Origin of the sequence: Vibrio albus, assembly GCF_003144035.1 — a bacterium.
Lineage (GTDB): Bacteria > Pseudomonadota > Gammaproteobacteria > Enterobacterales > Vibrionaceae > Vibrio > Vibrio albus.
On the sequence record NZ_QFWT01000004.1, the window covers coordinates 196,096 to 211,554 of the forward strand.

Here is a 15,459-nt window from a genome sequence, read left to right on the forward strand (position 1 = left end):
TCACTCCCCCGCCCGGACAAACGCACTCAGTTGTGCGTCCGGGTGGGTGGCGCTCAGTTCATTAATACTTCCTCTAACCAGTACCTCCCCCTGTGCCATAAAAGCAAAATCAGTGGCGATCGCCCTGGCATCACTAAGATGATGAGTCACCATTACGACGGTGATATTGCGCTCACTGGCCAGCGTTTTTACCAGCGCCAGCATCTCTTCGCGCAGAATCGGATCCAGCGCAGAGAAAGGCTCGTCCAGCAGCCATATCGGGTGCGGCTGGACAAAGCAGCGGGCCAGCGCAACCCGCTGTTTCTGACCACCGGAAAGCTGGTCAGGCAGGCGGTCTAAAAAGCCCTCAACACCGACCTGCTTAGCCGCATACTCTATCTGCTCTTTCTGCGCTTTATTGAGTTTGAGGCCCGGGTGCAACCCCAAGCCGATATTTTCCCTGACCGTCAGGTGAGTAAACAGGTTATGCTCCTGAAACAGCATAGAAAGCGGCCTCTGATAGGGTTCCATATTCAGCAGAGACGTTCCTCCCACCAGAATATCCCCGCCATGAGGCTGAATAAACCCGGCGATCAGCGCCAGCAGGGTCGATTTTCCCGCTCCGCTCGGCCCCATCAAAGCGGTAATTGAGCCCTGCTGCACAGACAGGTCAAAACGGAACTCTTCCTGATGATAGCGGTAGCTGACGTCTTGTATATCTAACACTATAGGGCCTTCCTGCTACGGGTAAATAGTTTCTCAATTAAGGCAAAACAGCCTACGTTAAACAGCAGCAGGCATAAAGAGACCACTGCGGCCGCCTCCATCTGATAGCTGCCCAGCAACTGATACAGATACAGAGGTAAGGTGCGAAAATCCTGACTGCCGAACAGGGCGATGGCACTGAGATCGCCCATGGAAAGCATAAAGCTGATAGCAAAAGCGTGAGCGAACGGCTTTCTCAACGCCCGCCACTCGATGAGCCGCAGACGGTACCAACCGCGAACCCCCAGACTGGCACACAACAGATGATACTGCTGCCCCAGTTGCAACATTGGCTGAGACAGTGTCTTTATCACATAAGGCAGAGCCATCAATGCATTTACCGCTACTACGATCACCAGTGCCAGACTAAACACATCCGTGACACTACGCAGCAGCAGAAACAACCCGGTACTGATCACCAGCCCCGGAGTCACCAAGATAATCGTTCCGATAAGCTCCACTTTATCTGCCTGTCCCGGTTGTTCTTTCAGGCGCAGCATACGGCTGGACCATAGAACCGCGACACCAGCAGACAACGCGATACTTGCCGCCAGTGCGGCCACTTTTAAAGAGGCTCCGAGAGCAGCCCAGAAACGGGCATCGGTCACTACGTCTATCGTCTGACGGTTTACGCCACTGAACACCACCATTGCCAACGGCGGCAACACCAGAAAAATGCTCAGACCAATCCAGCTTCCGTCCCATAACCGGGCTTTGCGGTCATCGCGGATCAGCGCGGCAGTATAGTCAGAGCTGTTCACCGCAGTCGTCAGCGGTCTGGCCAGCTTCTGCATACTCATCGCCAGCACACCACACAGCAGCATCTGCCACAACGCCAGAATAGCCCCAGCCTGCAGGTCAAAATCAAACTTAATCGCCTGATAGATTGCCAGTTCAATAGTTGTGGACTTTGGCCCGCCCCCCAGAGCCATCACCGTAGCGAAGCTGGTAAAACAGAGCATAAAAACTAACGCACTTACATGCGGAAGCTGCTGACGCAGTCGTGGCCACTCCACCCAGCGGAACTTGTACCAGTGGCTCATCCCCAGGTGGGCACAGAGCTTATGCTGTTCCAGCGGTATTCCTTCCAGTGACTGCAACAATAAACGACTGGCATAAGGCAGGTTGAAAAAAACATGAGCCAGCAGAATACCGTTCAGCCCATAGATGGAAAAAGGCAGTTCACTTCCAAGCCAGTTGAATACCTGACTCAGTAACCCGCTGTTGCCATATAAAGCCAGCAGGCCAAACACCCCCACCAGCACCGGCAGCACCAGTGTCATGGAGAAGAGCTTCAGCAGCAGGGATTTCCCCTTGAACTCCCGGCGAGACAGAGCATGCGCCACCGGAACCGCCAGTCCGACACTAATAAAGGTAGAAAGGGAAGCCTGATAAAAACTGAATGCCGTCACATGCCGGTAGTACGGATCGGACAGAATATAGCTAATATTGAGACTGGGGGCATGTAACAGTAATGCCCCCAGAGCTGATCCCACAAAGGCCAGAATAAAGACTGCAACGACCAAACCAGCTTTTGGGGTTTTGTTCATAACCTGTCTATTATTCTGCCAGTGCCGCCTGCCACTCACGGATCCAGCTTCTGCGGTTTTGTGCCACTTTTTCCGAACTGAACGACAGCGCTTTAGATGGGACAATCAAAGACTCGAACCCTTCCGGCAGTGCCACGCCCGTCACCGGATACATCCAGTTACCCGTCGGCATCACCGACTGGAACTTATCCGTCAGGATAAAGCGCATAAACTGTTCTGACAATTCAGGGTTCTGACTGCCTTTGACTTTAGCCGCCACTTCAACCTGAGTGTAATGGCCTTCAGAAAAATCTGCCGCCGCATAACTGTCATCGTTTTCCGCAATCAGGTGGTAAGCTGGTGATGTCGTATACGACAGAACCAGATCCGATTCCCCTTTCAGGAACATAGAATACGCTTCAGACCAGCCTTTGGTCACCGTCACCGTTTTCTCCGCCAGCTGTTGCCACGCTTTTGCGGTATCGTCTCCGTATACGGATTTCATCCACAGTAACAGACCTTGTCCCGGAGTCGACGTACGAGGATCCTGATAAATCACTTTTAGATCATCACGCTGTTCCACTAACTCTTTCAGGCTTTTCGGCGGATGAGTCAGCTTCTGTTTGTTATAGACAAAGGCAAAATATCCGTAATCAAACGGAACAAAGGTATCGTCTTTCCAGCCACCGGGAATCGCAACTGCAGAGGTATCAACATGATGCGTTTCCAGCAGCCCCGTTTTTTTCGCCTCTTCAATCAGGCTGTTATCCAGCCCCAGAATGATATCAGCCTTAGTGCTGCCGCCTTCCAGTCGCAGACGGTTCAGGATCGAAACACCATCATCCAGCGTCACAAACTTAAGGTCACAGCCACATTCAGCTTCAAAAGCCTTTTCTACCGCCGGGCCCGGGCCCCAGTCGGAAGCAAAGGAATCATAGGTATACACGGTCAGGGTGTTGTCTGCGGCAAAGGCGGAAGATGAAACGGCTAATGCCAGCGAGGTTAGGGGTAACAGTTTCTTCACTGGTCGCTCTCCTTATTATGAGCGGCACAGGGTTGAGGAGGATAATTCTGAGCAAAAATCCTGACTCAATTCCTACGCCAGTATTATCTGGTTCAGGTCCACGGGTTCCGGACAAATGCCCAGTCTCAGCCGGTGATCACACCAGCACCCCGATGAGTGTTGAGAGCAGAAATTGTAATCTTTTTATTGGTCTCTGTCAGTTATTTCCCCGAGTATCCCCAACGTGGCACTAACCCTTGTTCTATCCCCAGGTGATCCAGAATTCGGGCAACCATAAAGTCGACCAGATCATCGATGCTCTGCGGCTGATGATAGAAGCCCGGAGCCGCTGGCATGATCGTCACCCCCATCTGAGACAGCTTATGCATATTTTCCAGATGAATAGTGGAGAATGGCGTTTCACGAACCACCAGCAGTAACTGCCCGCGTTCTTTGATCACGACATCAGCCGCTCTCTCCGTGAGATTGTCTGACATACCATGCGCAATGGCTGCGACGCTGCCGGCAGAGCAAGGGCAGATCACCATCTGTTTCGGTGCCGCACTGCCAGATGCCACCGGAGAAAACCATTCCTCTTTACCACAAACAGTCAGCTTGTCCGGATCACATCCCAGGCGTTCCACCAGTTTTGCCTTAGCGGCATCGGTTCCCGCCGGCAGTTGGAATTCTTCTTCCGTTGCCAACACGACCCTGGCCGCTGAAGAAATCAGCAGAAAAACCTGATAATCCGCCGCCAGCAGACATTCCAGCAGCCGCAGACCATAAGGAGCCCCAGAGGCTCCGGTAAAAGCAAGAGTGATGGCTTTTGTATGTTTACTCATTTTTCTCATTTCAGCATTTTTGTGTGAAGCATTCTTCTGATTTCTAGTCTCTAGTCTCTAGTCTCTAGTCTCTAGTCTCTAGTCTCTAAGGCATTCAACAATCTCCCGTGGATCCCTTCAAACCCACCGTTACTCATCACCAGAATCGTGTCTCCCGGTTGCGCCTCATCGACGATTTGACTGACCAGCTCATCTATATTGCCGGACGTATACGCCGCCTGAGTACAATGCTCAGCGACTTCACCGACCGACCAGGACAAATTAGCGGGCTGATAAAGATACACAGAATCAGCGGCCTGCAGAGAATTCGCCAGGGTCTCTTTATGTACCCCCATTTTCATCGTAGCGGAACGGGGCTCAAGCACCGCGATAATCTTGGTGTCACCAACTTTATTCCTCAGCCCGCCGAGAGTCAGGTGAATCGCTGTCGGGTGATGGGCAAAATCATCATATACCGCAATATCATTAACGGTTCCTTTCAGTTCCAGACGCCGCTTGGTGTTAATAAAGCGTCCAAGTGCCTCACACGCCAGTTCCGGAACCACCCCAACATGTCTTGCAGCCGCCACCGCCATCAGTGCATTCTGAACATTATGATCACCAACCAGATCCCAGTTAACTTCTCCGACCAGCTTATTTTTAAACAGAATCCGGAAACTGCTGCCATCTTTGGCATTTTTTTCCGCTTTCCAGTCGCCATTCTCACCGGAAAATTCGATTTCGCTCCAGCATCCCCGGCTTAATACGTCCTGCAGAGCACTGTCTTCTGCCGGTAACATGATCCGGCCATTCCCCGGCACAGTACGCACCAAGTGGTGAAATTGTCGCTTGATCGCCTCAAGATCGTCGAAGATATCTGCATGATCAAATTCCAGGTTATTCATGATCAGCGTTCTCGGGTGATAATGAACAAACTTAGAACGCTTATCAAAAAAAGCGCTGTCATATTCATCCGCTTCCACCACAAAGAACATACTTTCACCTAAACGGGCAGAAACACCAAAATTACCCAGAACGCCGCCAACCAGAAAGCCGGGGGCATATCCACAGGCTTCCAGAATCCAGGCCAGCATACTGGAGGTCGTGGTTTTGCCATGGGTTCCGGAAACGGCTAATACCCAACGGTCATGCAGCAAAAATTCCTGCAGCCACTGCGGGCCCGATGTGTATTTCAGATTGTGATTCAGAACATATTCCACACAAGGGTTACCACGGCTCATCGCATTACCGATAACCACCAGATCAGGCTTCGGCTCCAGCTGCTTTGGGTCAAACCCTTCAATAATGTCAATGCCCTGCTCTTCCAGCAAGGTACTCATGGGTGGGTAAACATTCGTATCGCTGCCCGTCACTTTGTGCCCTAGCTGGCGTGCCAGCATGGCTGCGCCCCCCATAAAGGTTCCGCAAATACCTAAAATATGAATATGCATAACTAACTGTATCCTGACCTCAATCCGGTCTTTTCTTCTTACTGTTCCCTTACTTATCACACCTTGTACTGAAACCCAATCATCAGCGATAAAAAAGCGCCCTTACTCAGGAAACAACCTGTTAACTTTTTGGTTACTTTACTTCCAAAAAAAAGATTTAGAGTTTACAGTGGTAAAAGTTTCAGTGAACTTAATAATTAAAACTCCCCATAAGTTAATGAAACACCATTGACAAAAAACCAGGAATTAACGGGTAACCCACTCAATATAATGCTAATTAAGGACAAAACATGAGAGAACCTCGCACTCTCGGTGAATTCATCATTGAAAAACAGAATGATTTCCCCCATGCCAGTGGTGAACTTTCTTCATTACTTGGCTCAATAAAGCTGGCCGCTAAAATTGTTAATCGTGAAATCAATAAAGCGGGACTGGTGGATATCACCGGAGCCATCGGTACAGAAAATGTTCAGGGCGAAGATCAGCAGAAACTGGACGTATACGCCAACGACAAATTTAAGGCAGCGCTGGAAGCCCGGGATCAGGTATGTGGTGTTGCCAGCGAAGAAGATGATGAGGCCGTTGTCTTTAATAAGCAACTGAATAAAAATGCCAAATATGTCGTGTTGATGGATCCGCTGGATGGCTCTTCAAACATTGATGTAAACGTGTCTGTTGGGACCATTTTTTCGATTTATCGCCGCATTTCTCCTATTGGTACGCCTCCGACTGAGGAAGATTTCCTGCAGCCGGGTAACAAACAAGTGGCGGCCGGCTATGTTATTTATGGCTCCTCTACCATGCTGGTTTACACCACAGGTAATGGAGTACACGGTTTTACTTATGACCCGTCACTGGGCTCTTTCTGTCTGTCCCATGAAAGTATGCGTCAGCCAGAAACCGGCACCATTTATTCTGTCAACGAAGGCCACTATATTCGTTTCCCGATGGGCGTAAAAATGTACATTAAATACTGTCAGGAAAATGTACCGAATGAAAAACGCCCTTATACTTCCCGGTATATCGGTTCACTGGTCGCAGACTTCCATCGCAATCTGATAAAAGGTGGAATCTACCTCTACCCGAGCAGCCAGAGCTACCCGGAAGGAAAATTACGCCTGCTGTATGAAGCTAACCCGATAGCATTCCTTGCCGAACAGGCTGGCGGAGTGGCGACTGATGGCAAAAAACGGATACTGGATCTGGAACCAACAGAACTCCACCAGCGAGTCCCTTTCTTTGCTGGTTCGAAGAATATGATGCAGAAATTACATGAGTTTCTGGAAACGTTTTCGGATAACTAACAAAAGTGCTTAGCTTTAAGAGAACAGAGGATTAAGGCAGAGGGATTGAGGCCTTAATCCTTTTTATTTCTATATTCTCAAGCGAAGCGCTCTGTAGTCTCCCTCTCAGTCAAACTCAAACTGATACAGCAGATCCACCGTACTGGTGAGGCCGGATACGGCTTCCAGATACAGATCTTTCATCAGCCGGTAACGGATAGTGACCTCGCCGAGAGAATTAAAGATCCCGACGCCGTATTTCACTTGCAGTCCAGGCAAGATATACCCGCTAACCGTGACCTGAGAATCATCACCGGATCCGGCGGTATCCAGTTGCAGATCCGACACCCCGAACGCCTCGCCAATCTCGCCGACGATCTTACCGCTTTGTGCCAGACTCAGTCCAATCAAGGTCATGGTCATACTGTTGTCTCCGGATTCGGTATCCAGATCCCGCCCTCTGAGCAGATAAGACAACGCATTCGCCTGTGGCATGTCCGGATCCGAAAAAACCTCGATTTCCGGTTGGCTTGCCAGACCGGTGACGGCGATCCCGACCGTCACTTCATCCTGAATGTTTTCCGGATTACGTATCGCCTTAATGCTGACATAAGGCCGGTCCACCGGCCCGTTCATCAGTATCTTGCCCTCATTGATGATCAGATCCTGACCGAAAGAACGGTAGGTACCATCACGGATCTCAACATCTCCTACTACAAAAGGTGCCTGATCTTTCTGACTGATATTCAGCAGCCCGTTCAGATACCCTTCTAAACCAAAAGCGGAGAGCCGGAAATCATCACCGATATGGACCCGGACATCCGTTTCCACTGTCAGAGTCATCGGTTTTTTTTCCTTAACAGGGTTCAGGTTTTTATCCAGCACTACCTCATCAGAAGATACGCTGACAGCACTTTCCGGCAGTTCTTCTACTTCTAACCTCGCCCATGGCAGGTAAATGTCCCCGCTGATTTTTGCCAGCCCGGGAGATGCCTCTATCTGCAAATCCGGCCGGGCTTTTATCTCCGCTGTCGGTGGCAGACTGATCTGCAGTTCATCAGAATGAATACTCACCCGGCTGGCCCAGGCATCCAGATCTTGCCACTGCCCGTCGCCGCTGACCGATAATGTACCGTCGGCCGATTGCAGCTCTGCCGCCAGCTCTGCCTGATAACCGGAAAACTCGAGTGTTACCTGACCAGCATTAATCTCTACCGGAGTAAACTCCCCCTGAGCAAGAATATCGTCGATGAGCAGCCTGCCATGTACCATCGGGTGCAGCAAAGGCCCGCTCAGCGAGAGATCGGAATTAACGATGGCCCCCAGATGGCTATAGTCACCCAACCAGGCATCCAGTATTGCTAAATCAATGTTATTGATTTTCACCTGCCCCGACACCTCCTTACTCTCGGAAAGTAAGTCCGTCACCGCAAGTGCTCCGCTGACATCGCCATTATCCGTCAGTTGTATCTGCCAGTCGGATTCTAATCCTCCAGCATTCATAGAGGCATTCAGCTGAGCCTGCTCCCACCCCTGGGAGATAGCCTTTTTGCCCTTCATCAAAACGCGACCCTGAGGCAGAATCAGTGCCACTTGTGCAGCAGGAAGTTGCCCCGGCAGCCAGGAGAGCCTGCCCGTAAGATCCGCGCCACCCTCCAGTTGAATATCCTCAGGTAGTAAAATGGCTATCTGTTTAAAGTCAAATGACTGCAACGCCACATGCGCGTTACCAGAAGCACCGGCCTGCATATCCTCAGTAAGACACAGACGGGAGCCCGCCTGTTTCCAGCAATGAGCCTGAACTGAAACCTGCTGTGCTGTCCCGGAATAGGCCAGCTTTGCTGGCTGCCCGAGATCCCATTTCCCCTGTCGGCTAGCCACCTGAGCGCTATCCAGCGAACCTTGCCAGGTGACGTTGTCCGGAGAAAAGCCGGCATCGGTTGTTTCAATGCCACCACTGACCTGCATATGGATGTCAGCAATCTCAGACAACACATCCAGATTTAACCGGTGATTATCCTGCTGACCAGACAGAGCGAGAGACAATGAGTCGATCGCCTGGTCGTTATAGCGGGCACCTTCGGCCTGCAAATCAAGCTGACCCTGTATCATCGGTTGTGCAGCGATATCCGCATTGAAACTGGCGGTTCCGACAAGGAACTCACCATAGCGGATCTGAGTTGCCCGCAGGCTGGACACCAGCTCAGGCTTATCCCTTGCCCCCTGTAAAGCGAGGGTACCGGTAATACGTCCGCTGGCATCAGACAGTGAATGCTGCAGATCAGGAATATCAACACGGGCCCGAATATCCAGCTCCTCATTCATGCTGCCGGTCAGGCTAATCCCATTACGTCCATGACGCAGACTCAGCCCGTCGGTTATCAGGTGAATATCCCCCTGACCACTTTTGTCTTCAGCGGTTAGCCTGCCTTTAACCGTAAGCGGGTACTCACGAATAATCCCCTGTATATCCAGCGCTGGCATGTCAACCTGCCAGCCGCCCGAGTCCAGCAGCTTGCCTGAAGTAGCCAGTGAGCCACTGAGCGCTCCTTCCGCCTGCGCCCATTGCCGCCCGGGCTGAATGTGCTGCAGTGTCAGTTGCCCCTGCCAGCTGACAGGGCCGCTCCAGTCCGCATGAACCTGCCCGCGGATCTCTCCCCCCAGCGTATTCACCAGCATATCGGCCAGATTTAGTTGCTGCTGATCCCCTTGCCCGGATAGGCTTATCCGGGCATCCGGCACCGGTTTACCGGACAAATCCGCCAGAGCAGTAAGACGATATCTTTCCGAAGTCCCTTCAACCTGCAGCTCAGACAACTGTACCTGATACTCAGCCTCTCCCTCCAGCGGCCACTGTAACCGGCCTTCCGATACCCGGAGTGCGAATGGCAAGTCAGTATGCAGCGGTTGCAGTTCCCCCTGAGCCGACGCAGAGACCGGACCCGACAGGCGAGACATAAACTGCAGTTTATCCACACTGCCTGTCGCTGTCAGAGAGACTTCCTGCCCAGCCAGTGCCGTTTGCTTCAGCTTAGTCAGTGCTTTTAGTGTTAGTGGGTAATCACTTTCAAGGCTAACCCCTCCGGACAATTCAGCATCCAGCAGAGGCATATCCAGAACAAATTGCCGGAGGGTTATATCATGGCCACTGGCGTGAACAGAGGTATGGAGCTGGTTGATGACCAGCGGAGCTTGTCCCGGCTGCGACAGAAACCTGAAGTCTCGCAGCACAAACCGGGTCAGATCCACTGGTATGGGCAGAGAGATCTCCGGCAAGGGGACGGGGTCAGCTTTCACTTCCTTTTTCTCTTCCTGGCTCTCAGGCTGAGTCAGTACTAACTTCACATCATCAAGCTCCAGGCTGTGGATACAGAGCTCAGGCCTTAACAGACAGGCCAGATCCAGTGTCAGGGCCACCTGCTGCAAATCAATATCCAGCTGCCCGTCGGGAGCATGATAGCGAACACGCTGCAGAGTAAATCCGGACCACACACTGCCCTGCAGGTTTTCTATCTTCAGTTCAGGTACGGCTTTCTCAGCCCCCCACACCATCAGACGCAACCCGCCAGTAGTGCACAGCAGCCCAGCCAGCAGGCTAAGTAACAGGAGCCCGGACAGTATCAGACGCTTACCCATGCTCATAGTTCTGGCCCGAGAGTGAAGTGGATCTTAAGCTGATGGTCAGCAAACTCATCCTGTCCCCAGGCAAAATCCAGGCGTACCGGTCCAACAGGAGACACCCAACGGATACCGGCACCAAGGCCTTTTTTCAATTCAGGTGAACTTTCACTCCAGGCATCGCCGGCATCGACAAAGGTTGCCAACCACCAGTTTCCGGTCAGGCGGTACTGGTACTCCAGAGTTCCGGTAGCCATATATTTGGCACCGATCAGCTCCCCGTCTTCATCAACCGGAGAAACTGACTGGTAGTCATAGCCACGCAGGCTGTTATCACCACCGGCGAAAAAACGTAGTGAAGGGGGGATATCCTCAATATTATCCACCAGGTTTGCACTGATGCCCAGACGGGCAAATCCCCGGTGGTTCTGCCCGATACTGCCGATCCAAGCGGTCTGGCCCTGCATTCGGAGTAACGAGGCTGGAGAGATCAGACTGTCGTCGGCCACTTCAACAGATACCGACTGTTTATTCCCCCGCATAGGCAACATACCGTCTTTCTCATAGATCCGGGTCCGCGAGTAAGCGATGCCCGGTAACACCATCTGAAGCTCATCTTCCTCGGAACCCTGCTTATAATCTTCATACAGGTAGCGGACAGACATAGTCTGGTTCCAGCCCGACTCCAGGAGCCAGTGCCGCTCCAGTTTCAGGTTGCTTTCCAGGCTTTGTGTATCATTGTCATCCAGTTTTTTGATCCCCAACTCAACCCGGTAATACTCGTTCAGAGCATCTTCCAGTGGGATCTGGTAGCCAAAAGTAGCGATCTGCTCAGGCGCGGAGACCGACAGGCTGGAATCAAAGCTGTGTCCGCTCGGATTCACCCACGGTTTCTTCCAGTTTACTGATGCTCGAGGCCCCACATCTGTTGAATAACCTATCCCCGTTTCCAGTTGATTTCTGGCTGCCGGTACCAGAGTCACTCGCATCGGTAGTACACCATCACCGTTGATATCCTGCAGATCCGGTTCCACCGACACGGAAGAGAACCAGCCAGTGTCGGACAAATTATGATTGAGCTGAGCGATACCAGACGCGCGGTAAGGATCTCCCTGCTGATAGGGGATCAGGGAGCGCACCCTGCTTTCTTCTATCTGACCGCCTTTAATGCTGGTTGCACCAAAGTGGTACCTGTCTCCACTATTATAGTGCAGATGAATAAAAGCCTGGTTGAGCTCCGGAGCGACCCTCAATTCAGCCAGACTAAAACTGCCGTCGAAATACCCTTTCGCCAGTGCCAGGTTGCGGATACCGGATTTCAGCGCCTCATAATCCCCATGATTAAGCACGCTCCCCGGCTGCAGGGCAGACTGTTCCAGAAGCGCAGCGACATCGTCATCAGATGTCATCTCCCCGCTCAGAACAATGTCTATCTCCTCAATGATAACGGGCTCTCCTGACGTAATGGTGACGACTAAACCGTCCTCTTCAGTATGAAAACGGATATCAGGGTGATAATACCCCATAGCCCGGAGCGCCTGTTTAATGCGTTTCTCCAGACGGGAGCGGAATCGGAGTGACGTAGAGTATTCTTCAGGATTAATAGCGGACAGGTAAGTATCCACATTACTTCGTAAGCCCCCCTCTAACTCATTAATAGTCAAAGAGGTATCTGCCCGCGCAGCGGGAATACACTGAAGGAAGAGCAGACAGAAAAGTCGTCGTTTTATCATTCTTCTCGGAGCACATTGACGGTATCGGGAATTAAAATACTCACCCCGCCCCGGAAAAATAAACGCCTCAGACGGGCTGAGCGGATAGTGAGTCTATCGCTATATTAACTTCTTTCATTACAGACAACATTTGTTTATTTGTCACGTCTGGAAGCAACACCTTACCTTTATCAAAGTAAAACATCCCTATACCGGCAATCAAAAATTCCCCTTTAAATAAGGTTTTGACAAACTTCGCAACCTGAAGAGGACGGTATGTGGTGAATTCCTTAAGCATAAAAACCTTCTCTGAACCAACGATGCTATGTATTACGTCTCTGTGCATCAGAGACCTGAGCAAACGCGCGCATTGTAACGGAAAAATATTCAACTTTTGTTAAAACCGGTCGGATTTAAGCAAATTTAATTCCATCACCAGGTAAAATAACTGTAACTCTTTCATGAGACACTGTTTTTGTGACATTGAACAATATCAAACGGCTGGTGGTTAAGTGACAGATCAGCCTGCAGTTGATAATTACTATTATTTTTATCTTGCCTATAACATGTTATGTTATTACATTATGTTTTTTATCTGACCGAGGCAAAAGCATGGGTAATTTTTTTAAATATTCACTACTTACCAGTAGCCTGATCCTGTCAACCTACTCTCTGGCTGATGAGCATTTTCGTCAACATTCGACCCATGTTCACGGACATGTTGAACTGAACATCGCTCAGGATGCCGACGAACTGTTGGTTGAATTCACAGCACCGGGAGCCGATATACTCGGCTTCGAGCATGCGCCGGAAAACACGCAACAAAAAGAAAAACTGGCGCAGGCTGTAAAAATCCTGCAACAAGCCGACAATATTCTGACACTGTCTGCTGCCGCAAACTGCCATGTTGAACATCAGGACGTCCGGCATAATCTGAATAGTCACGATGATGAGCATGAGCATGAGCATGAGCATGAGCATGAGCATGAGCATGAGCATGAGCATGAGCATGAGCATGAGCAGCATACTGATCACGGGCACGATGAACACCAGCATTCCGCTGAACATGGTGCATTTACCGTTGAATATCACTTTGAGTGTCAGCGGGTTAATCAACTTGATGCCATTGAAACTCACTGGTTTACACATTTTCCGGCTACCGCAGAGATTGAAGTTAACCTTCTCACGGATTCGGCAATGCTGGCCACGGAACTGGATGCCAGTAATCATACCGTCAGTTGGTAATACAAGACATACAATCGAGTGGCGTCCGGTGACGCCACTGAGCTAATGGATTAAGCAGATGGATTCACTTTCTGACAAATCAGAACACATAGTAACACTCTCGGATATCTCTTTCGCCTGGCGTCAGGCTCAGGCTCCGGTGTTATCCTTCAGTCAGCTCAATATCAAACATAACGAGCACGTATTTATCAAAGGTCCGAGCGGAAGTGGGAAATCAACCTTACTGGGGTTATTGACCGGTATTCTTTCCCCCCAGGAAGGCCAGGTTTCTATTCTGAATACTGAGCTGAACCAACTGAAACAGAACCAGAGAGACAGATTCCGGGCTGACCATATCGGCTATATCTTTCAGCAATTTAACCTGCTGCCCTACCTATCGGTTATTGACAATGTCATCCTGCCCTGCCACTTTTCTGTTCCCCGCAAAAATAAAGCGGGTCATGCGCCTAAATCTACGGCAATCAAGCTACTGAAACGACTGCGTCTGGATGATACCCTGCTGTATAAGCCGGTAGTAGAACTCAGTATCGGTCAGCAACAGCGGGTGGCAGCGGCAAGAGCTCTGATGGGGCATCCAGAGATACTGATTGCCGATGAGCCAACGTCTGCTCTTGACCAGGATAACCGCACCGCTTTTATCGAGTTACTCATGGAAGAAGTTCGTCAGAGCAATTCAACCCTGATTTTCGTCAGCCATGACGCATCATTAGAGAACCTGTTTACCCGAACGATCAACCTAACCGACCTGAATCGGGGCCAGGCCGCAGATAAAGGGGAGCCCTATGAGTCCTAGCGCTATTTCACATCTGGCCTGGAAGAGCCTGTCTAATCGCAAAACCACCGCAATACTGACTATTTTGACCGTGGCGATTTCCGTCGTTCTGCTAATGGGCGTAGAACGCATCCGCACCGAGGCGAAAAGCAGTTTTGCCAACACCATTTCCGGCACCGATCTGATTGTCGGAGCCCGTTCCGGCTCAGTGAACCTCCTGCTGTATTCCGTATTCCGCATCGGGAATGCCACCAACAACATCGACTGGAAAAGTTATCAGGAGTTCAGGCAGAACCGTTCGGTAGAATGGGCGATACCTATCTCTCTGGGGGATTCACACAAGGGTTTTCGGGTCATGGGGACCAACAGCGATTATTTTCGATATTTCCGCTATGGCCATAAACAAACCTTACAAATGGCGCAGGGAAAGCCATTCTCCGGCCTGTTTGATACTGTTGTCGGTTCCGATGTTGCCAAAAAACTGGGATATCATGTTGGATCGCAAATCATTATTGCTCACGGGCTCAGTGATGTAGGTTTCAGCAGGCACGACAACCTGCCCTTTACCGTCACCGGCATCCTGGCACCGACCGGCACACCGGTCGACAAAACCGTTCATGTCTCACTCAACGCGATTGAAGCCATTCATGTCGGGTGGGAGTCCGGTGCACACCTTGGTGGCACACCTGATGTAAACTGGCTGCAAGGACAAAACATCCACCCCGAACAAATTACGGCATTTTTACTGGGGCTGAAATCAAAGATTCATACTTTTGCTTTACAAAGACAGATAAATACCTATAACAAAGAGCCATTAAGTGCCATCTTACCCGGCATTGCCTTACACGAGCTGTGGGGAATGATGTCAGTAGCAGAGCAAGCCTTAATGACGGTATCGGTATTTGTGGTGATAGCCGGATTGCTGGGCATGTTAAGCAGTCTGCTGACCAGCCTGCAGGAAAGGCGGCGAGAGATGGCGATTCTCAGAGCGATGGGCGCACGGCCAAAGCATATTTTTATCCTTCTGGTGAGTGAAGCGAGTGCGTTAACTTTTGCGGGGATTCTCGTTGGGGTGACCGTACTTTATGGCTTACTCGCCATCGCACAACCTGTTATCCAACAAATGTATGGTATCAGTATTGGCCTGTCAGCCATCAGTCGTTATGAATGGCTTCTGCTTTGTCTGATACAACTCGCGGGTACGGTGATCGGCTTTATACCGGCTGTCACAGCCTATCGTCAGTCTCTGTCTGATGGAATGACAATTAAAATCTAGGAAAT

At 50.7% G+C, this 15,459-nt stretch carries 12 protein-coding genes and 1 riboswitch; of the genes, 4 read left to right on the forward strand and 8 right to left on the reverse strand.

The genetic code is table 11. The features are described from left to right. The 5 genes from thiQ to mpl form a co-directional block, all read right to left on the reverse strand. Nucleotides 1-705 (reverse strand): thiamine ABC transporter ATP-binding protein, encoded by a 705-nt coding sequence (thiQ, locus tag DI392_RS09195; RefSeq protein ID WP_109319618.1) that lies wholly within the window; start codon nucleotides 703-705, stop codon nucleotides 1-3. Further along, entirely contained in the window at nucleotides 705-2,294 is a 1,590-nt protein-coding gene (gene thiP / locus DI392_RS09200; protein WP_109319619.1) for a thiamine/thiamine pyrophosphate ABC transporter permease ThiP, read from the reverse strand. Before thiP ends, thiQ begins: the two co-directional genes overlap by 1 nt. Before the next feature lie 10 nt (nucleotides 2,295-2,304). Further along, entirely contained in the window at nucleotides 2,305-3,297 is a 993-nt protein-coding gene (gene thiB, locus DI392_RS09205; RefSeq protein WP_109319620.1) for a thiamine ABC transporter substrate binding subunit, read from the reverse strand. 52 nt (nucleotides 3,298-3,349) lie between these two features. Continuing rightward, nucleotides 3,350-3,459: riboswitch (TPP riboswitch) on the reverse strand. 38 nt (nucleotides 3,460-3,497) lie between these two features. Then, the gene (locus DI392_RS09210; protein WP_109319621.1) at nucleotides 3,498-4,118 is read right to left on the reverse strand and encodes a flavin prenyltransferase UbiX; all 621 of its coding nucleotides are present in this window, start codon (nucleotides 4,116-4,118) and stop codon (nucleotides 3,498-3,500) included. Between the two features lie 71 nt (nucleotides 4,119-4,189). After that, nucleotides 4,190-5,548 carry a UDP-N-acetylmuramate:L-alanyl-gamma-D-glutamyl-meso-diaminopimelate ligase gene (gene mpl / locus DI392_RS09215; protein WP_109319622.1) on the reverse strand — a complete coding sequence of 453 codons (1,359 nt, stop codon included), beginning with the start codon at nucleotides 5,546-5,548 and terminating at the stop codon, nucleotides 4,190-4,192. 290 nt (nucleotides 5,549-5,838) lie between these two features. Between mpl and fbp the strand changes: the two genes are divergently transcribed. Then, nucleotides 5,839-6,852, forward strand: a complete 1,014-nt coding sequence (fbp, locus tag DI392_RS09220) for a class 1 fructose-bisphosphatase (protein WP_109319623.1) — start codon at nucleotides 5,839-5,841, stop codon at nucleotides 6,850-6,852. Nucleotides 6,853-6,957: 105 nt separating this feature from the next. Here fbp and tamB read toward each other — a convergent pair whose 3' ends face one another. The 3 genes from tamB to DI392_RS09235 form a co-directional block, all read right to left on the reverse strand. Continuing rightward, nucleotides 6,958-10,473: an autotransporter assembly complex protein TamB gene (gene tamB / locus DI392_RS09225; protein WP_109319624.1), complete on the reverse strand. Its 3,516-nt coding sequence runs from the start codon at nucleotides 10,471-10,473 to the stop codon at nucleotides 6,958-6,960. Beyond that, nucleotides 10,470-12,182 carry an autotransporter assembly complex protein TamA gene (gene tamA, locus DI392_RS09230; protein ID WP_109319625.1) on the reverse strand — a complete coding sequence of 571 codons (1,713 nt, stop codon included), beginning with the start codon at nucleotides 12,180-12,182 and terminating at the stop codon, nucleotides 10,470-10,472. The genes tamB and tamA overlap by 4 nt, the downstream gene beginning before the upstream one ends. A 67-nt stretch (nucleotides 12,183-12,249) precedes the next feature. Further along, nucleotides 12,250-12,459, reverse strand: coding sequence for a DUF1107 family protein (locus DI392_RS09235; RefSeq protein WP_109319626.1), 210 nt, complete (start codon nucleotides 12,457-12,459; stop codon nucleotides 12,250-12,252). A gap of 314 nt (nucleotides 12,460-12,773) precedes the next feature. On the opposite strand from DI392_RS09235, the gene zrgA reads away from it, so the two are divergent. Genes zrgA through DI392_RS09250 form a run of 3 tightly spaced genes read left to right on the forward strand, consistent with a single transcriptional unit; the run spans nucleotide 12,774 to nucleotide 15,454 of the window. Further along, the gene (zrgA, locus tag DI392_RS09240; RefSeq protein ID WP_109319627.1) at nucleotides 12,774-13,406 is read left to right on the forward strand and encodes a zinc uptake protein ZrgA; all 633 of its coding nucleotides are present in this window, start codon (nucleotides 12,774-12,776) and stop codon (nucleotides 13,404-13,406) included. 58 nt (nucleotides 13,407-13,464) lie between these two features. Next, nucleotides 13,465-14,199 carry an ABC transporter ATP-binding protein gene (locus DI392_RS09245; RefSeq protein ID WP_109319628.1) on the forward strand — a complete coding sequence of 245 codons (735 nt, stop codon included), beginning with the start codon at nucleotides 13,465-13,467 and terminating at the stop codon, nucleotides 14,197-14,199. Then, the gene (locus tag DI392_RS09250; protein WP_109319629.1) at nucleotides 14,189-15,454 is read left to right on the forward strand and encodes an ABC transporter permease; all 1,266 of its coding nucleotides are present in this window, start codon (nucleotides 14,189-14,191) and stop codon (nucleotides 15,452-15,454) included. Before DI392_RS09245 ends, DI392_RS09250 begins: the two co-directional genes overlap by 11 nt. Nucleotides 15,455-15,459: the final 5 nt, after the last annotated feature.

What these genes read in the sequence shown, in the direction of transcription:
- thiP (WP_109319619.1), bottom strand. Translation starts at nt 2,294, where the DNA reads ATGAACAAAACCCCAAAAGCTGGTTTGGTCGTTGCAGTCTTTATTCTG.
- DI392_RS09210 (WP_109319621.1), bottom strand. Translation starts at nt 4,118, where the DNA reads ATGAGTAAACATACAAAAGCCATCACTCTTGCTTTTACCGGAGCCTCT.
- mpl (WP_109319622.1), bottom strand. Translation starts at nt 5,548, where the DNA reads ATGCATATTCATATTTTAGGTATTTGCGGAACCTTTATGGGGGGCGCA.
- fbp (WP_109319623.1), top strand. Translation starts at nt 5,839, where the DNA reads ATGAGAGAACCTCGCACTCTCGGTGAATTCATCATTGAAAAACAGAAT.
- tamB (WP_109319624.1), bottom strand. Translation starts at nt 10,473, where the DNA reads ATGAGCATGGGTAAGCGTCTGATACTGTCCGGGCTCCTGTTACTTAGC.
- tamA (WP_109319625.1), bottom strand. Translation starts at nt 12,182, where the DNA reads ATGATAAAACGACGACTTTTCTGTCTGCTCTTCCTTCAGTGTATTCCC.
- DI392_RS09235 (WP_109319626.1), bottom strand. Translation starts at nt 12,459, where the DNA reads ATGCTTAAGGAATTCACCACATACCGTCCTCTTCAGGTTGCGAAGTTT.
- zrgA (WP_109319627.1), top strand. Translation starts at nt 12,774, where the DNA reads ATGGGTAATTTTTTTAAATATTCACTACTTACCAGTAGCCTGATCCTG.
- DI392_RS09245 (WP_109319628.1), top strand. Translation starts at nt 13,465, where the DNA reads ATGGATTCACTTTCTGACAAATCAGAACACATAGTAACACTCTCGGAT.
- DI392_RS09250 (WP_109319629.1), top strand. Translation starts at nt 14,189, where the DNA reads ATGAGTCCTAGCGCTATTTCACATCTGGCCTGGAAGAGCCTGTCTAAT.